This is a genomic window from Bradyrhizobium sp. 170 (assembly GCF_023101085.1).
Lineage (GTDB): Bacteria > Pseudomonadota > Alphaproteobacteria > Rhizobiales > Xanthobacteraceae > Bradyrhizobium.
The window spans coordinates 9134377-9150719 of the sequence record NZ_CP064703.1; the positions used below are offsets into that span (position 1 = coordinate 9134377).

Sequence of the window (16343 nt, forward strand, 5' to 3'; positions counted from 1 at the left end):
GAATTCGTATTCGGGGCAGACTTGCCACGCGAATACGTGGCATCAGCCCTTGCGATACACCCAGACCCGGGCGGGCGGAAGGTTCATCCATATCCGCTCGGAGGCTTCTGTGGACACGCCCGGCAGCGATTTCGGGATCGGCGGCGCGACCGAATAGGTGAACTGCACGAAGGGGGCACCGGGCGCGAGCGCCACGAAGGCGTCACGGATCAGTTTCAGGCGCGTCAGCATCGGCTTGGTCACGAGCGGCAGGCCGGAGACCACGGCGGAGGCCGGAGCATCCAGCACGTCCCCGAGCGAGTCGCGCAGCGCGTAGGCATCGCCCTGCACCACCTTGGCCTGCGGATAGCGGTCGCGCAGCAGCGCGCAGAAGCCGGGATTGTACTCGACCAGCACCAGCCGCTTCTGGTCGACGCCATGTTCGATCAGCGCATTGGTGATCGCCCCGGTCCCCGGTCCGAGTTCGATCACCGGCCCTTTGGATTCGACGTCGACATACTGCGCCATGGTCCGGGCGAGCAACTTGCTCGACGGCATCACGGCACCCATGTGCAGCGGTTTTTCGATCCATGAACGAAGGAAGCGAACCTCATCGTCCAGACGGAGAGGCTTCTTCAACGCACGCACGGACGATTGCAAAGGCATGTCGCTACCAGGCGGGACCCGCTGACGCGCGGGAATGTCAGAAAACAGTCATAAACACGTATAGGTCGACGGGGATATGGTCAAGCCAAACGGTAACGCGCCAGGTCCGCCAAAGTGCCCACGATCTGGCGATAAGACCCTGTGCAAGCTGAATGAATCATGACTGCCGAGTGCGAACTGCGCTTCGCCCAGCTCGCGTTCGCGCAGGCTCAGGAGCCCGCGCGGCTGCCGAAGAAGTCCTTGACCTTGGTGAAGAAGCCCGCTGCTTCCGGCTGGGTCGCGCCGGACGACAATTTTTCGAACTCCGCGAGCAGTTCCTGCTGCTTCTTGGTCAGATTTTGCGGCGTTTCGACCATGACCTGGACATACATGTCGCCGGTCTGGCGCGAGCGGAGCACCGGCATGCCTTTTGATGCAATGCGGAAACGGCGGCCGGACTGCGTCCCGGCCGGCACTTTCACCTTGGTCTTGCCCTTGTCGATGGTCGGGACCTCGAATTCGCCGCCGAGGGCTGCCGCAACCATCGAGATCGGAACCCGGCAATGCAGATCGGCGCCGTCGCGCTGGAAGAATTCGTGGGTGGCCAGCGACAGGAAAATATAGAGATCGCCGGGTGGCCCGCCGCGGACGCCGGCCTCGCCCTCGCCGGCAAGGCGGATGCGCGTGCCGTCCTCGACGCCCTGGGGGATGTTGACCGACAGCATCCGGTCGCGCGTCACCCGTCCTGACCCTGCGCAGTTCGGGCAGGCGTCCTCGATCATCTGGCCGCGGCCCTGACAGCCGGGGCAGGTCCGCTCCAGCGTGAAGAAGCCCTGGGCCTGCCGCACCCGCCCCTGGCCACCGCACATCGAGCAGGTCTTCGGCTTGGTGCCGGCCTTGGCGCCGGTGCCCGAACAGGGCTCGCAGGTGACCGAGACCGGGATCTCGATCTGTGCGGTCTTGCCCTGAAAAGCCTCTTCCAGCGTGATTTCCATATTGTAGCGCAGGTCGGCGCCGCGCTCGCGTCCACCGCTGCGCCGCTGCCCGGCCATGCCGAACAGGTCTTCGAAAATATCGGAGAATGACGAGGCGAAGCCGGCGCCGAAACCGGGACCACCGCCGCCCATGCCCTGCTCGAACGCGGCATGGCCGTAGCGGTCATAGGCAGCGCGCTTCTCGCCGTCTTTCAGGACCTCGTAGGCTTCGTTGATTTCCTTGAAGCGGACTTCGCTGGAGGCATCGCCCGGATTCTTGTCCGGATGCCATTTCATCGCGAGCTTGCGGAACGCCGCCTTGAGCTTGGACTCGTCCGCGTTCCGTTCGACTTCCAGGGTTTCGTAATAGCAGCGCTTGGTGGACATCAGTCAAACCCGCCCGAAGTTCGTCTTCATGCCGAAGGGTGCTTCCTGAAAAGATGCAGCCCTCGGCTTAACGAAAAATGACCCCCACCCAAGGAACGCAAGCCGCGCGCTCTTTTGGATGAGGGTCATGGTCGAAAGCCCGTTTATGCCGACTTCTTGTTGTTCTTGTCGTCGTCGACCTCGGTGAACTCCGCGTCGACCACGTCATCCTTGGCAGCATCGCGCTTGGCGTCCGCCTCGGCCTGCTGCTTGTACATGGCCTCGCCGAGCTTCATCGAAGCCTGCGCCACGGTGTTGGTCTTGGCCTTGATCGCCTCGGCATCGTCGCCCTTCAGCGCTTCCTTCAGATCGCTGACGGCATCCTCGATGGCGCGGCGCTCGCTTTCCTCGACCTTCGAACCGTGTTCGGCCAGCGCCTTCTCGGTGGAATGCACCAGCGCGTCGGCATGGTTCTTGGCGTCGACCGCCTCGCGGCGCTTCTTGTCCTCGGCCGCATTGGCCTCGGCATCCTTGACCATCTTCTGGATGTCGGCTTCCGAGAGGCCGCCGGATGCCTGAATCCGGATCTGCTGCTCCTTGCCCGTCGCCTTGTCCTTGGCTGATACGTTGACGATGCCGTTGGCGTCGATATCGAACGTCACCTCGATCTGCGGCATGCCGCGCGGCGACGGCGGAATGCCCATCAGGTCGAACTGGCCGAGCACCTTGTTGTCGGCCGCCATTTCGCGCTCGCCCTGGAAGACGCGGATGGTGACCGCGTTCTGGTTATCCTCGGCGGTCGAGAACACCTGGCTCTTCTTGGTCGGGATCGTGGTGTTGCGGTCGATGATGCGGGTGAACACGCCGCCCAGCGTCTCGATGCCGAGCGAAAGCGGGGTGACGTCGAGCAGCAGCACGTCCTTGACGTCGCCCTGCAGCACGCCGGCCTGGATCGCAGCACCAATGGCGACGACTTCGTCCGGGTTGACGCCCTTGTGCGGCTCCTTGCCGAACAGCTGCTTCACGACTTCCTGCACTTTGGGCATGCGGGTCATGCCGCCGACCAGCACCACTTCGCCGATTTCGGCCGCCGTGAGGCCCGCATCCTTCAGCGCCTTGCGGCAGGGTTCGATGGTCTTCTGGACGAGATCGTCGACCAGCGCCTCGAACTTGGCGCGGGTCAGCTTCATCGTCAGATGCTTCGGCCCGGTCTGGTCGGCCGTAATGAAGGGCAGGTTGATTTCGGTCTGCGTGGTTGAGGACAACTCGATCTTGGCCTTTTCGGCGGCCTCTTTCAGGCGCTGCAAGGCAAGCTTGTCGTTGCGCAGGTTGATGCCCTGCTCCTTCTGGAACTCGTCGGCGAGATAGCTGACGAGGCGCATGTCGAAGTCTTCACCGCCGAGGAAGGTATCGCCGTTGGTGGACTTCACCTCGAACACGCCGTCGCCGATTTCAAGAATGGAGACGTCGAAGGTGCCGCCGCCGAGGTCGTAGACCGCGATGGTGCCGGATTTCGATTTGTCGAGACCGTAGGCGAGCGCTGCCGCCGTCGGCTCGTTGATAATGCGCAGCACTTCGAGGCCGGCGATCTTGCCGGCGTCCTTGGTGGCCTGGCGCTGCGCGTCGTTGAAATAGGCGGGGACGGTGATGACGGCCTGCTCGACTTTCTGGCCGAGATGGGCTTCCGCGGTCTCTTTCATCTTCTGCAGGATGAAGGCGGAGACCTGCGAGGGCGAATAGGTCTTGCCGTCGGCTTCGACCCAGGCGTCGCCGTTCGATGCCTTGACGATCTTGTAGGGGACGAGCTTCTTGTCCTTCTCGACCATCGGGTCGTCATAGCGGCGGCCGATCAGGCGCTTCACCGCAAAGAACGTCCGCTCGGGATTGGTCACCGCCTGGCGCTTGGCGGGCTGGCCGACGAGGCGCTCGCCGTCATCGGTGACGGCAACGATCGAAGGCGTCGTGCGCATGCCTTCCGCGTTCTCGATGACTTTCGCAGTCTTGCCATCCATTACGGCGACGCACGAATTCGTGGTGCCGAGATCGATCCCAATGACCTTTCCCATGGTCCTCATATCCTTCTTGTTGCGGCAGGTTGGCTGGGCCCTGGACGGCGCACCTAACCGAACCCCCAACGATCAATTACTCGCGATATTGCGACGGTGAGCCTCATATAGGAGGGGGGGTCGGGCCTGCAAGGACTGAACGCAAGCTTAAGGCCTGAAATGGCTGACGTTTGAAAGATTATGTCAGCCCGGGGCGGGGGCGCATCAGTGCCTGTAGTGGCGTTAAGAAATCGGCAAGGCCGCTCACCTTCGGCCGCTCCTCGCTCGCACCGCCGGAGCGCTGCGCAGCAATGCGGCATCTTCCCCATCGAGGGGCCCGGCCACCGCGGAAGGGGGAGCGGTATTTGGCCGCTGGAAGCGCCCCAAAAAGAGCTCGGATACCGGGCAAAATCCCGCAAAATCGCCGACATATCGGAACGTAACGGTGGAACGGACGCCTACCCTGCCCTGTTGCAGGGACATCAAAACCGCTAAAAGCGGGCCGACTGGAACGACCCCCTATGGTGCCCGCAAGGCTCCAGGATTCCACCAGAGATTCGTAAGCTGCATTGTCGGACCACTGAACGGCCCCATGCAAACCCGGTAGATACTCCATGAAGCTCCTTCGATACTTCGCTGCGGTTGCCCTGATCGTTGCCGCCAATTCTACCGTATTCTCTTCCGCGTTCGCCGCCGACCCGGTCTTCCCGCCGGGCGCCAGGGTGGGCATGACGCCACTGGTCGGCCTCAACAAGGCCAGAACATTCATCGGCTTCGAGACCGAGGATCAGGGGGTCAAGGTGCTGGTCACGGACCTGCCGGAGGCGGCCTATGGCGAAGTCTCCAATGCCTTCAAGGCCAACCCGGGCGGCACCGGCGGCATCAAGCCCGAGAGCATCGAGACCGCGGCGGGGCTCGCCTACTACACCGTCGAAAACGCCAAGGACGGCGCCACCAATGTGCGCCGCTATTCGATGATCCTGCCCGGCCCCACCTTCTCCGGCTATGTCGCCGTGCAGGTGCCCGAAAACGCTTCCAGGATCTATACCGACGACGCCATCCGCCAGATGTTCGCTTCCGCCGTGATCCGCAACGAGGTTCCGATCGAGGAGCAGCTCGGGCTGATGCCGTTCAAGGTCAGCGAGCTCTCGAGCTTCAAGAACATCCGCACGCTGGCGCCGGGCGCGGCCCTCATTCTCTCCGACGGTGACGAAAAGACCGGCTTCGAAGTCGCGCCCTTCATGATCATCGGCCTGATCGGCTCGACGGCAGCTTCGCCCGACGATCGCGGCCGCTTTGCCCAGCAGATCGCGACCACGATTCCCGGCGTGCGCGACGGCAGGATCACGATGTCGGAGCCGGTCCGCATCGATGGCCAGCCCGGCTACGAGACGCGGATCGACGCCACCAGCGGCAAGGACAATACGCCGGTTACCATCGTGCAATGGCTGCGGTTCGGCTCCCAGAGCTCGATGCGCATCATCGGCTCTTCGCCGCGCACCGACTGGACCAAGGCCTTTCCGCGCTTCCGCGCGGTGCGCGACGGAATCCATCCGCGCGGCTGATGCCCAATAGCTCACAAATCGAGTCGGGTTGAGGTGGCGAGCAAAACAATCATCGCAGTTGCGGCCGCATTTTTGCTCACGGCCGGTCCATCATTCGGGCAGCAAGCCCATGACGATGGACCATTGCAGCAGCTCTTATCAGGCCTACGGGCCTGCGTCCGGTCACATGCTGCCGGAGTCTACGCCCTCGGCATAAGGACAACACGCGATGCCGAAGAGCTTCTTCTCAATCGATGCGGCAAAACCGTGCTGAATGACCTCTTCGGGTCAATCGCGGTGAACGAACGCGCAATATCGAAGGTACCGGCCGTGCTTCCCGGAATCTTCCGCGTGACGGTGCGAGAGGAATGGGCTGCTTTCCTCGATGGTGCGAGCGGCAGGTAAAGCGGTTTGGATGGCGGCTCTTGAGGCACCCATTTTGCGCCAGCAAGCCCTAAATTTCAGGCTTACGTTCGTACACGGATGGAAATAGGCTTCTCGCAGTCGGGTTCATAACCGGGGAGACGCACCATGTTTATTCGTAGGCTGGTTCTGACAGGTCTCGGCGCGACGTCCGTCGCTGCCCTCGTTCCATCGGCGCTTTGGGCCGCGCCGATCAAACCTGACGATGCATCCGCGCTGCTCGTCATCGACGTGCAAAACTGTTTCCTTCCCGGCGGCAGCCTCGCGGTCAAGGACGGCGAGCAGGTCGTGCCCATTATCAACCGCATCGCCAAGGGTTTTGCCAATGTCGTGATGACACAGGACTGGCACACGGCGGGCCATATCTCGTTCGCCTCCACCCATTCCGGCAAGAAGCCGTTCGAGACCGTCAGCCTGCCCTACGGCAAGCAGGTGCTGTGGCCAGATCACTGCGTGCAGGGGACCGAGGGCGCGTCGCTATCGAAGGACCTCGCGATCCCGCATGCCGGGCTCGTCATCCGCAAGGGTTTCAACAAGAACGTCGACAGCTATTCGGCCTTCACCGAGGCTGACGGCAAGACCACGACGGGGCTCGCCGCCTACCTGAAGGCGCGCAAGGTGAAGCGGGTGTTCCTCGCCGGCCTCGCCACCGACTTCTGCGTGGCATGGAGCGCGCTCGACGCGCGCAAGGCCGGTTTTGAAACCTTTGTGATCGAGGACGCCTGCCGCGGCATCGACAACGACGGCTCGCTCGCAAAAGCCTGGGCCGACATGACCAAGGCCGGCGTCAAGCGCATCCAGTCGAGCGATATCGCGGCTTGACGCCGTATCCTCTCGCAGGGGTCAGGGATGTCCGACCTGACGGCTCCGTCCGCTTTCGAGTTGGCCCGTCGTGCGCCGTCGCAACGCACGGCGGGGCTTATTTCGGGCATGACCGGTTACCGTGAGACGGCGCGCGGCCGGTTTTTCCAGCGCGAAACCGCAGGCCTGGTGGTGCCGCTGATCATCAGCTTCGGCACGCCGTTCCTGATCGCGCTCGACCGCAAGCCCGACGCCGCCGACCGGCAGCCGAGCTTTGCCGCCGGGCTCCATGCCGGCCCGGTCTTTATCGAATCCGATGGCGGCGCCGAATGCGTGCAGGTCGATTTCACCCCGCTCGGCGCCTATCGCTTTTTTGGCGGCGCTGTCGTCGATCTCGCCGCGCGCATGGTCGACATGTCAGACGTGCTGGGCCGCGAAGGCCGGCAACTGCGCGAACGGCTCGGGGCCGCATCCGGTTGGCAAAACCGCTTCGATCTGGTCGAGGATTTTGTTGCTGATCGCGCCAACCACCTGCCGTCCCCCGAGATCGAATTCGCCTATCGACGGCTGGCGCGCACTGCGGGCGGCGCGCGGATCACCGCGCTCGCGAAAGAGATCGGCTGGAGCCGCAAGCACCTGGTGAACCGTTTTCGATCCGAACTCGGTCTCGCGCCGAAGCCGGTTGCCCGCATCATGCGTTTCCATCGAGCCTGTCGGCTCGCACGGGGTGGAGCCCGCAGCGGCTGGGCAGGGATTGCGGCCGAGAGCGGTTATGCCGATCAGGCGCATCTCGCCCGTGAATTTTCAACCCTTGCCGGCGAAACGCCGACGGCTTGGGCCCGGCGCCTGGCGCTGACCGACAGTCGCCTGCTGCGCCCGCTGGACGAGCTCGACGCCTGACGGTCCGGTAACAAATCTTCAAGCCTGTGCTGACGCGTCCGCGCATATTGGCGGAACAGCCGTGAGGGAGGAGTTTTCCGTGACCGAGCAAAGCAAGATCGAAGCGCCGCGCATCTATCCGACGATGCGCTGTTGCGATGCCGAGGCCATGATCCGCTGGCTGAAGGACGTAGTCGGTTTCACCGAGTATGTCATTTACCGCAAGGACGGCTCGGTACAGCATGCCGAACTCGCCTACGGCTCCTCGCTGCTGATGCTGGGCCAATGCCGCGATGACGAATACGGCAAGCTTGTCGGTGACATCGGCGGCCGCCGCACGGACGCGCTCTACGTCGCCGTCGATGATCCCGACGCGCTGCACGCCAGGGTCAAGGCATCAGGCGCTAGAATCGAGATGGAATTGCACGACACCGACTATGGCAGCCGCGATTTCGCCTGCCGGGATCCGGAAGGCAATCTCTGGAGTTTTGGCACCTACTGGCCGAAGACCAGTGAGAAACCGCCGTAGGCTAGACCCGGCTCAGTTCGTGACGTCGGCCGCCGGCGCGGCCTTCGCACCGCCCTTGGAGACGGCGACCAGCGCCGGGCGCAGCACGCGCTCGCCGATCATGAAGCCGGCCTGCACGACCTGAACCACCGTCCCCGACGGCACGGACGGGTCGGGCACTTCGTACATCGCCTGCTGGAAGTTGGGATCGAACTTCTCGCCCGACGGATCGAACTTCCTGACGCCGTTCTTCTCCAGCGTGTTGAGCAGCGAGCGTTCGGTCAGTTCAACGCCCTCGATAAAGGCCTTGATGCCGGGATCGGCGGTCTCCCTGGCCTCGGCCGGAATGGCGTCGAGCGCGCGCTGCAGATTGTCGGCGATATCGAGAATGTCGCGCGCGAAACCGGTGATGCCGTACATTTTGGAGTCGGCCACCTCGCGCCTGGTGCGCTGGCGCAGGTTTTCCATTTCCGCCAGCGTGCGCAGCATCTTATCGCGCGCCTCGGCCAGTTCCTTGGTCAGGGCCTCATTTGATCCTTCCTCGGGATCGTCGGGCATGATGTAGGGTTTTGAGACCACGGGCTCGCCGGTCTGGGCCGGTTTCACCGCATCATCACTCGGCCGGTTGGGATCGGTCATAAGACTGCCTTCTCAAAAAACGGATCTGGTTCGATGGGGATTTGCTAGGCCGGATATCGTGCTTTAAGGGCCGAAAATCAAGCACAACCAGCCGGGATTGAGGCCCTATTCGGGCGGATTAGCCGCCCAGCATCCGGCTGACGATCCGGGCGGCGTAATCCACCGTCGGAATCACCCTTGCATAGTTCAGCCGCGTCGGCCCGATCACGCCGAGAACGCCGACGATGCGGCCCGCGGCATCGCCATAGGGGGCGATGATGGTGGAGGAACCGGACAGCGAGAACAGCTTGTTCTCCGATCCGATGAAAATGCGGACGCCCTCGGCGCGCTCGGCCCGGCCCAACAGATCGATCACGCCGCGCTTGGTCTCGAGATCGTCGAACAGGGACTTGACGCGTTCGAGATCCTCCAGCGCGTGCAGGTCTTCGAGCAGGTTGGCGTGACCGCGCACGATCAATTGCCGGTCGTCGTTGTCGCCGCCGGACCAGCTTGCGATGCCGGCCGCGATCACCTTCTGCGTCAATTGATCGAGTTCGACGCGGCTCTGCGTCAGCGCGGTTTCGAGCTCTAACCGCGCTTCCGCAAGCGTCCGCCCGCGAATCCGCGAATTGAGGAAATTTGTCGCTTCGGTCAGCGCCGACGAGGGAACGCCGGGCGGCAGCGCCAGCACGCGGTTTTCCACCTGGCCGTCTTCTCCGACCAGCACCACCAGTGCACGCTCCGGCTCCAACCGGACGAATTCGATGTGTTTCAGCCGCGAATTGGATTTGGCTGTCAGCACCACGGCCGCGGCCCGGGTCAGGCCGGAAAGCCGCGTCAGCGCCTCGCCGAGCGCCGCCTCGACCGATTGCGCCCGCCCGACGGAGGCGAGCTGGCTCTGGATCGATTCCCGTTCCGGTTCGGTGAGGTCGCCGATCTGCATTAGCGCATCGACGAAGAACCTCAGGCCGAGTTCGGTCGGCAACCGCCCGGCCGAGGTATGTGGCGCATAGATCAGCCCGAGGTGCTCGAGGTCCGACATCACGTTGCGGACCGAGGCCGGCGACAGCGGCACCGCGATCAGGCGCGAGATGTTGCGCGAGCCGACGGGTTCGCCGGTCGCGAGATAGCTCTCGACGATTTGACGAAAAATGTCGCGTGAGCGCTCGTTGAGCTGGGCGAGCCCGGCATGCGGCGCGATCAGGCCAATCGGATCGTGGTGGGCCACGGCTTAACTCCCTGGACAGCCCCTAATTTGTCGCTCCGGCGGGCTAATGACAAGCGTCCCTTTCCCTCCAAACGGGGCCAAAAGCCCTTGCCGCTGCGCACGCCCCCACCTACAAGCACCGCAAACGGTATTTCGCTCGATTTCGAAAGGACTTCCCATGCGGCCAAGCCGCCGTGCGCCCGATCAGCTGCGCCCCGTGTCGCTGGAACGCGGCGTGGTCAAATATGCCGAAGGTTCCTGCATGGTGAAATTCGGCGACACCCATGTGCTGGTCACGGCCACGCTGGAAGAGCGGCTGCCGCCGTGGCTGAAGGGCCAGGGCCGCGGCTGGGTCACGGCCGAATACGGCATGCTGCCGCGCGCTACCCTGGAGCGCACCCGCCGCGAGGCCGCCGCCGGCAAGCAGGGCGGCCGCACGGTCGAGATTCAGCGGCTGATCGGCCGCAGCTTGCGCGCAGCCGTCGACCTCGAAGCGCTCGGCGAGCGCCAGATCACGGTCGATTGCGACGTGATCCAGGCCGATGGCGGCACGCGCACCGCCTCGATCACCGGCGCCTGGGTGGCGCTGGCGGACTGCATCTCGTGGATGAAGAGCCGCAACATGATCAAGGCCAACGTGCTGCGCGACAATGTCGCCGCGATCTCCTGCGGCATCTATAACGGTACGCCGGTGCTCGACCTCGATTATGCCGAGGATTCCGAGGCCGAGACCGACGCCAATTTCGTCATGACTGGCGACGGCCGCATCATCGAGGTGCAGGGCACCGCCGAGAAGACGCCGTTCTCGCAGGACGAGTTCCTGGCGCTGATGGAACTGGCGCGCAAGGGTGTCGCGCGTCTGGTGGACTTGCAGAAGCTGGCCGTCGCGTAGTCTGATCGCATATGCACCGTCGAATCACCGGCGCCCTCGTGATCGCGACCCACAATCCCGGCAAGCTCGCCGAGATGCGGGAATTGCTGGCGCCGCATGGCGTCGAGGCCGTTTCCGCGGGCGATTTGGGCCTCGGCGAGCCCGAGGAAACCGGCCAGACGTTTCGCGCCAATGCAGCAATCAAGGCAATCGCTGCCGCCCAGGCGGCGCAACTGCCGGCCTTTGCCGACGATTCCGGCCTCGTGGTCGATGCGCTGGACGGCGCACCCGGCATTTACTCGGCGCGCTGGGCCGGTGAGGGCAAGGATTTCATGGCGGCGATGACGCGGATCGAGCGCCTGCTGCAGGAACGCGGCGCGACCACGCCCGACAAGCGAAAGGCGCACTTCGTGTCAGCGCTGTGCGTCGCCTGGCCGGACGGTCATGTCGAAGAGGTCGAGGCCCGCGCCGATGGAACTTTGGTATGGCCGCCCCGCGGCACCGCCGGTTTCGGCTATGATCCGGCGTTCCTGCCCGACGGGCACGTCAGGACCTTTGGCGAGATGACCTCGATAGAGAAACACGGCCTGCCGCCGATCGGCCTCGGCCTGTCGCACCGGGCGCGAGCCTTCGTCAAACTGGCGGAGATCTGTCTTGGCTAGTGCCGAACGCCATTACCCGAAGCGAGCCGCCTTCGGCGTCTATGTGCACTGGCCGTTCTGCCTGTCGAAGTGCCCGTATTGCGATTTCAACAGCCACGTCCGCCACGCGCCGATCGACGAAGAAAGATTTGTCCGTGCGTTTGCGCGCGAGATCGAGACGTCAGCAGCGCGCGCGCCGGGACGCACCGTCACGTCGATCTTTCTCGGCGGCGGCACGCCCTCGCTGATGCAGCCGCAAACCGTAGGCGCCATCCTGGATTCGATCGGCAAGCATTGGCGCGTCGCCGGCAATGTCGAGGTGACGCTGGAGGCCAATCCGACCAGCGTCGAGGCGACACGGTTTCGCGGCTATCGCACCGCCGGGGTCAACCGTGTCTCGCTCGGCGTGCAGGCGCTGGATGACGCCTCGCTGAAGGCGCTCGGACGATTGCACAGCGCGCGCGAGGCGCTGGACGCGGTCGCGATCGCGCGCACCGCGTTCGACCGTTACTCGTTCGACCTGATCTACGCCCGTCCCGACCAGACGCCGCAGATGTGGGCGGATGAACTGAAGCTCGCGATCTCGGAAGCCGCCGAACATCTCTCGCTCTACCAGCTCACGATCGAGGAAGGCACGCCGTTCTTCGGCCTGCATGCGGCGGGCAAATTGAAAACGCCGGACGAGGCGGTTGCCCGCGCGCTCTACGATGTGACCCAGGAAGTCTGCGCGCATCACGGCTTGCCGGCCTACGAGATTTCCAACCACGCGCGCTCAGGCGCCGAATGCCAGCACAATCTGGTCTACTGGCGCGGCGACGAATATGCGGGCATCGGCCCGGGCGCGCATGGCCGCCTCGACATCGATGGCACGCGACACGCGATCGCGACCGAAAAGCGCCCCGAGGCCTGGCTGATGCGCGTCGAGGCCAACGGCCATGGCGTCGTGACCGACGATTTTCTCAACAGCGAAGAGCGCGCCGATGAATTTTTGCTGATGGGATTGCGGCTCGCCGAGGGCATCGATCCCAAACGCTATGCGGCCTTGTCCGGCCGCGCACTCGACCCGAGCCGGATCGCCGTGCTCCGCGAGGAAGGCGCCATCATCGTCGACGCCGATGGCAGGCTGCGCGTGACGCAGGCTGGATTTCCGGTGCTCGACGCGGTGGTGGCCGACCTCGCGGCGTAGCAAGAAACTGTAGCCCGGATGGAGCGCAGCGCAATCCGGGAACGGTATATCCGTTGCGAGACCGTCCCCGGGTTACGCTTCGCTCCACCCGGGCTACGCAACTCGCTGCGTAACGCTTTAATAAGCCACCGCGCAGGGATTTCGGGCATTGCCTGACAGAGTGTGTTAGATCAACTCCGCTATGTCCCCTCCTTGAACGACGATCGTGAACGACCGGACCAAAACTCCCCCGATCCATGATCCCGACCTCGACCGCCGCGTCAAAGACGCCGGCGCGAGCAAGACCGTTTACGCCCTCGTCACACCCGAGACGGAAGCCGCGAAGCACTTCATCCTCGGCAATGCCGTGGCCGGGCCGGATGCGGCTCGCAGTCACTATCTCGAGCAATTCCGCGACGCGTGGACCGGCAAGCAGTATGCCTTCCATGAAGCCTTTATCGAGCGCTGGATGGCGTGGGCGGCGCCGGTCGTCACGATCGATGCGGCTGGTTTTCCCTGGCGTTACCCGACCGCCGGCGGCAGCGAAGCGCTGTTTCATGTGATCGCAGCCTAAGGCAACCGCGCCCGCGGCGAGCGCTTCAATCCGGAAGTTCATGTCTTTGCCGGCGAGTATGAAGGCTACAAGGCCTATGCCGAAGCCTGCGGCATTGCCGTGATCGAACATCCCCGCGCCGACTGGCAAGCCGTCGGCCGGACGTTGCCTGCAACCGCGCTGTTCTGCCTGAGCCAGCCGTCCGCGATCGACGGCAATGTGTGGCCGCACGCCAATGAATTTCTTTCTCTGCTCGCTGCCGCAAGCGAGCAGCCCCGCGCACTGCTCGACGTCACCTATGTCGGCTCGATCGCCGAACCGCCGTCCGTCCGCATTGCCGCCGACAGCCCATCCGTGCAGGCGCTGGCGTTCAGCCTGTCAAAACCGTTCGGGGTTTATTACGACCGCATCGGCGGCGTGTTGTGCCGCAAGGCGATGCCGAGCCTGTCCGGCAATCAATGGTTCAAGAACCTGACATCGCTGCAGCTGGGCCAGGCGTTGCTCGAGCGTCACGACGTGTTCGATCTGCCGCACCGTTACAAATCCGTCCAGCGCGAGGCCGCGGCGCGCGTCGGCCGCCGCCTGGGACTGATGCTGTCGCCCTGCGACGTCAGCGTGCTGGCGCAAGCGCAGCCTCAATCGACTACCGATCGTGAACTCACCGCATTCCTGCGCCGGCCGTCCAGCGATCCCAATGCATCGCTGCGGCTCTGCCTGACGCCGACCATGGCCGAAATGATCGGCACGGCGGGACCGATCACGGGAGCCACGCCGTGAAGAACCCGATCATCCTGACGAGCCCTGAAGAGATTCACCGCCACGTGCACGGGCTGTGGCGGAGTGCGGCGATCCGCGCCTCGCACGCCGACGGCGGTTTCATTCACGACATCGTCGAGCAGTTCGCCAGCTTGCCACGGCTGTTCTGCGACTCGACCGACGACCGGCTCGAGCGCGCCCATTTCTGCTCGTGGTGGGGCGTCACCATGAATCGCACCTACGACAATCCGGCGATCGAGGATCTCTATCGCCTGCATGAGATGTTCCACGCGGCCTTCATGCCCTATTTCCCCGGCATCGGCTTCGACGCCTTTCATCGCAAGATGGAAGACAACGAGCTGAAGGCCAGCGTCTGTTCAGAGATCCGCGTTTATTTCGAACTGCCGCATTTGCGCGAGATCGCCTTTCCGTATCCGATCTACGCCGACCGTTTCCTGTCCGATGCGTCGATGCAGACGCTCTGGCGCAAGAACAAGCCGGTTGCGATCGAAACGCTGCAGGAAGCGCGGCGCGACGTGATGTTTTCCAAGCCCGAGCACGAGATGGACCTGACGGAACGCTGGATCCGCCGCTTCGCGCTGCAGAACCGGCAGTGGTCGACCTGCTGGTACGATCGCTACGGCGAGATCGAGCAGCACATGTTCGAATTCCAGATCCGCGCCTTGCAGGGCGACCGCTCAGGCGCCATTCAGCAGCACGCCGCATGGATCGAGGCGGAGGCGGCGCAGGATGGCGACGATCACATCCCCTACCGTCAGGAAGCAGCGTTGTTCGCGAACATCTATTGGAGCAACCGGCGTCGCTACGAAACCGAATTCGCGGCCACGACAAAGGGGCGTAGCCCGGATGGAGCGAAGCGCAATCCGGGGTAAGTCCATCAGCTTGCGCGACGGTCCCGGATTACGCGGAGCCTGTCATCCCTGTGCGAGCGCAATTGCGCTCGTCGCCGGGCGCGCACTCGCGCGACCCGTTGGCTCCATCCGGGCTACGTTCGCGACAACCCTACGCCCCAAAACTCTTCGGCGATCCCGCAACCGGCGTGCTGCCGCCGCTGGCGACCTTCATCACCGCAAGCCCGCGCTCGTTGCTGCCGTCGGAGCGGAAGCGGAACAGGCCGTCGATGCCGGCGAAGCCCGACGGGTTGGTCAGGGTTTCCGGCGCAAAACGTTGGGCGCCCTGCTTCGATAGCGCGGCGACGAGCGCGACCGCGTCATAGGCGAGCGTTGCGGTGCGCACGGGGTCGGCGCCGTATTTGGCGCGGTAGCGGCCGGAGAAGGCGCGGAAGCCCGACGGATCCGGCGCGGCATAGAGCCCGCCCTGCAACGCGGGGCTCGCATAGACGCGCGGATTGTCCCAAAGCCCGGTGCCGAGCAACTGGATGTTGCGCAAATTCGCGCCGGCTGCGGCCAAGGCATCCGTCGCTGCGACGACCGATTCGCCGTCGTCGGCGATGAACAGCGCGTCCGCCGATCCCAGCGACTGCGCCACCGTCCGCGCCGCCGCGGAGCGATCGACGCTATATTTCTCGAAGGCGACGATGCGTCCCTTGCGGCCGACCGCCTGCTTGAAGGCTGCTTCCACCACATTGCCATAGGCATTGTCCGGCAACAGCGCCGCGAAGGATTTCTTTCCGATGCTGGCGGAATAATCGACGATCCGGTTGACGTCGGATTCGGGCAGGAAGCTGAGCAGATAGACGCCGCGTCCGGCGACGCTGGAATCGGTCGAGAAAGCGATCACCGAAACGCCGCGCGCGCGCGTCAGTTGCGCGGTTGCCGGCACCGAGGCCGCGAACAGCGGGCCCAGAATGATTTCCGCGCCCTCGCCGAGCGCCTGCTGGGTGACCTGCTGGGCGCCTTGCGGGCTGCCGCCGTCATCCTTGATCAGAAGCTGGATGTTCGGGTTCTGGAATTCCGACAGCGCCATTTCGGCAGCGTTCTTCATCGATTGGGCGGCGACGCCGGCATTGCCGGCGGCCGAGAGCGGCAGGATCAGGCCGACCTTGACCTGCCCGGTGCCGACCGCAAGCGGCTGCTGTTGCGGACCTGCGGGTCCCTCGGGCTGAGGAGTAGCGAACGGATTCGAAATCGGGCCGCCGGAGCAGGCGGCGAGCAACGGCGCGCCGAGAATAAGTCCGACCGCGGTCCTCCGGGTCGGTCCTGACGGCCGAGCATCCGGGGATCCAGGCTTGGGATTGAGCGGGCCTACCATCTTGTCTCTTCTCTTGACCGACCGCCGTCGGCCAGGATTCCGGCTTTCTGGGCCGAGGCACCTGAACCGCTACTGAACCCGAACGCGGGATTCTGCAATATTGTCGAGGATTAGTTAACCAAAACAGAAGGATTAC

General features: G+C 64.2%; 15 protein-coding genes and 1 pseudogene. 10 read left to right on the top strand and 6 right to left on the bottom strand.

The genetic code is table 11. The features are described 5' to 3' along the window. Window positions 1-42: 42 nt before the first annotated feature. From IVB05_RS43080 to dnaK, 3 genes are all read right to left on the bottom strand, one after another. Complete coding sequence (locus IVB05_RS43080; RefSeq protein WP_247782267.1) at window positions 43-645, bottom strand: rRNA adenine N-6-methyltransferase family protein; 603 nt, start codon at window positions 643-645, stop codon at window positions 43-45. Window positions 646-854: 209 nt separating this feature from the next. After that, window positions 855-1985 carry a molecular chaperone DnaJ gene (gene dnaJ, locus IVB05_RS43085; protein WP_247782268.1) on the bottom strand — a complete coding sequence of 377 codons (1131 nt, stop codon included), beginning with the start codon at window positions 1983-1985 and terminating at the stop codon, window positions 855-857. A gap of 143 nt (window positions 1986-2128) precedes the next feature. Further along, on the bottom strand, window positions 2129-4030 hold the full coding sequence (dnaK, locus tag IVB05_RS43090; RefSeq protein WP_247782275.1) for a molecular chaperone DnaK: 1902 nt from the start codon (window positions 4028-4030) through the stop codon (window positions 2129-2131). Window positions 4031-4623: 593 nt separating this feature from the next. Between dnaK and IVB05_RS43095 the strand changes: the two genes are divergently transcribed. From IVB05_RS43095 to IVB05_RS43110, 4 genes are all read left to right on the top strand, one after another. Beyond that, window positions 4624-5574, top strand: coding sequence for a hypothetical protein (locus IVB05_RS43095; protein ID WP_247782276.1), 951 nt, complete (start codon window positions 4624-4626; stop codon window positions 5572-5574). Window positions 5575-6084: 510 nt separating this feature from the next. Next, the gene (gene pncA, locus IVB05_RS43100) at window positions 6085-6798 is read left to right on the top strand and encodes a bifunctional nicotinamidase/pyrazinamidase (RefSeq protein WP_247782277.1); all 714 of its coding nucleotides are present in this window, start codon (window positions 6085-6087) and stop codon (window positions 6796-6798) included. A gap of 27 nt (window positions 6799-6825) precedes the next feature. Beyond that, window positions 6826-7677, top strand: coding sequence for an AraC family transcriptional regulator (locus tag IVB05_RS43105; RefSeq protein ID WP_247782278.1), 852 nt, complete (start codon window positions 6826-6828; stop codon window positions 7675-7677). Between the two features lie 79 nt (window positions 7678-7756). Further along, window positions 7757-8185: a VOC family protein gene (locus tag IVB05_RS43110; RefSeq protein ID WP_346771815.1), complete on the top strand. Its 429-nt coding sequence runs from the start codon at window positions 7757-7759 to the stop codon at window positions 8183-8185. A 12-nt stretch (window positions 8186-8197) separates the two neighbouring features. Here the strand turns inward: IVB05_RS43110 and grpE are convergent, their stop codons facing one another. Beyond that, the gene (grpE, locus tag IVB05_RS43115) at window positions 8198-8803 is read right to left on the bottom strand and encodes a nucleotide exchange factor GrpE (protein WP_247782279.1); all 606 of its coding nucleotides are present in this window, start codon (window positions 8801-8803) and stop codon (window positions 8198-8200) included. 118 nt (window positions 8804-8921) lie between these two features. Continuing rightward, complete coding sequence (hrcA, locus tag IVB05_RS43120; RefSeq protein ID WP_247782281.1) at window positions 8922-10010, bottom strand: heat-inducible transcriptional repressor HrcA; 1089 nt, start codon at window positions 10008-10010, stop codon at window positions 8922-8924. A gap of 157 nt (window positions 10011-10167) precedes the next feature. On the opposite strand from hrcA, the gene rph reads away from it, so the two are divergent. The 6 genes and pseudogenes from rph to IVB05_RS43150 all read left to right on the top strand — a co-directional run bounded on the left by rph (window position 10168) and on the right by IVB05_RS43150 (window position 14868). Continuing rightward, window positions 10168-10881 (top strand): ribonuclease PH, encoded by a 714-nt coding sequence (rph, locus tag IVB05_RS43125; protein WP_247782282.1) that lies wholly within the window; start codon window positions 10168-10170, stop codon window positions 10879-10881. An 11-nt stretch (window positions 10882-10892) separates the two neighbouring features. After that, window positions 10893-11522, top strand: coding sequence for an RdgB/HAM1 family non-canonical purine NTP pyrophosphatase (rdgB, locus tag IVB05_RS43130; RefSeq protein WP_247782283.1), 630 nt, complete (start codon window positions 10893-10895; stop codon window positions 11520-11522). Beyond that, window positions 11515-12687: a radical SAM family heme chaperone HemW gene (hemW, locus tag IVB05_RS43135; protein WP_247782285.1), complete on the top strand. Its 1173-nt coding sequence runs from the start codon at window positions 11515-11517 to the stop codon at window positions 12685-12687. The genes rdgB and hemW overlap by 8 nt, the downstream gene beginning before the upstream one ends. 205 nt (window positions 12688-12892) lie before the next feature. After that, window positions 12893-13240, top strand: coding sequence for a hypothetical protein (locus tag IVB05_RS43140; protein ID WP_247782286.1), 348 nt, complete (start codon window positions 12893-12895; stop codon window positions 13238-13240). A 48-nt stretch (window positions 13241-13288) separates the two neighbouring features. Then, window positions 13289-13996: pseudogene (locus IVB05_RS43145) on the top strand (aminotransferase class I/II-fold pyridoxal phosphate-dependent enzyme); the annotation flags it as partial. Beyond that, the gene (locus IVB05_RS43150; protein ID WP_247782288.1) at window positions 13993-14868 is read left to right on the top strand and encodes a hypothetical protein; all 876 of its coding nucleotides are present in this window, start codon (window positions 13993-13995) and stop codon (window positions 14866-14868) included. The pseudogene IVB05_RS43145 and the gene IVB05_RS43150, both read left to right, overlap by 4 nt. 130 nt (window positions 14869-14998) lie before the next feature. Here the strand turns inward: IVB05_RS43150 and IVB05_RS43155 are convergent, their stop codons facing one another. Further along, window positions 14999-16207 carry a penicillin-binding protein activator gene (locus tag IVB05_RS43155; protein WP_247782289.1) on the bottom strand — a complete coding sequence of 403 codons (1209 nt, stop codon included), beginning with the start codon at window positions 16205-16207 and terminating at the stop codon, window positions 14999-15001. Window positions 16208-16343: the final 136 nt, after the last annotated feature.

What these genes read in the sequence shown, in the direction of transcription:
- IVB05_RS43080 (WP_247782267.1), bottom strand. Translation starts at nt 645, where the DNA reads ATGCCTTTGCAATCGTCCGTGCGTGCGTTGAAGAAGCCTCTCCGTCTG.
- dnaJ (WP_247782268.1), bottom strand. Translation starts at nt 1,985, where the DNA reads ATGTCCACCAAGCGCTGCTATTACGAAACCCTGGAAGTCGAACGGAAC.
- dnaK (WP_247782275.1), bottom strand. Translation starts at nt 4,030, where the DNA reads ATGGGAAAGGTCATTGGGATCGATCTCGGCACCACGAATTCGTGCGTC.
- IVB05_RS43095 (WP_247782276.1), top strand. Translation starts at nt 4,624, where the DNA reads ATGAAGCTCCTTCGATACTTCGCTGCGGTTGCCCTGATCGTTGCCGCC.
- pncA (WP_247782277.1), top strand. Translation starts at nt 6,085, where the DNA reads ATGTTTATTCGTAGGCTGGTTCTGACAGGTCTCGGCGCGACGTCCGTC.
- IVB05_RS43105 (WP_247782278.1), top strand. Translation starts at nt 6,826, where the DNA reads ATGTCCGACCTGACGGCTCCGTCCGCTTTCGAGTTGGCCCGTCGTGCG.
- grpE (WP_247782279.1), bottom strand. Translation starts at nt 8,803, where the DNA reads ATGACCGATCCCAACCGGCCGAGTGATGATGCGGTGAAACCGGCCCAG.
- rph (WP_247782282.1), top strand. Translation starts at nt 10,168, where the DNA reads ATGCGGCCAAGCCGCCGTGCGCCCGATCAGCTGCGCCCCGTGTCGCTG.
- rdgB (WP_247782283.1), top strand. Translation starts at nt 10,893, where the DNA reads ATGCACCGTCGAATCACCGGCGCCCTCGTGATCGCGACCCACAATCCC.
- IVB05_RS43155 (WP_247782289.1), bottom strand. Translation starts at nt 16,207, where the DNA reads ATGGTAGGCCCGCTCAATCCCAAGCCTGGATCCCCGGATGCTCGGCCG.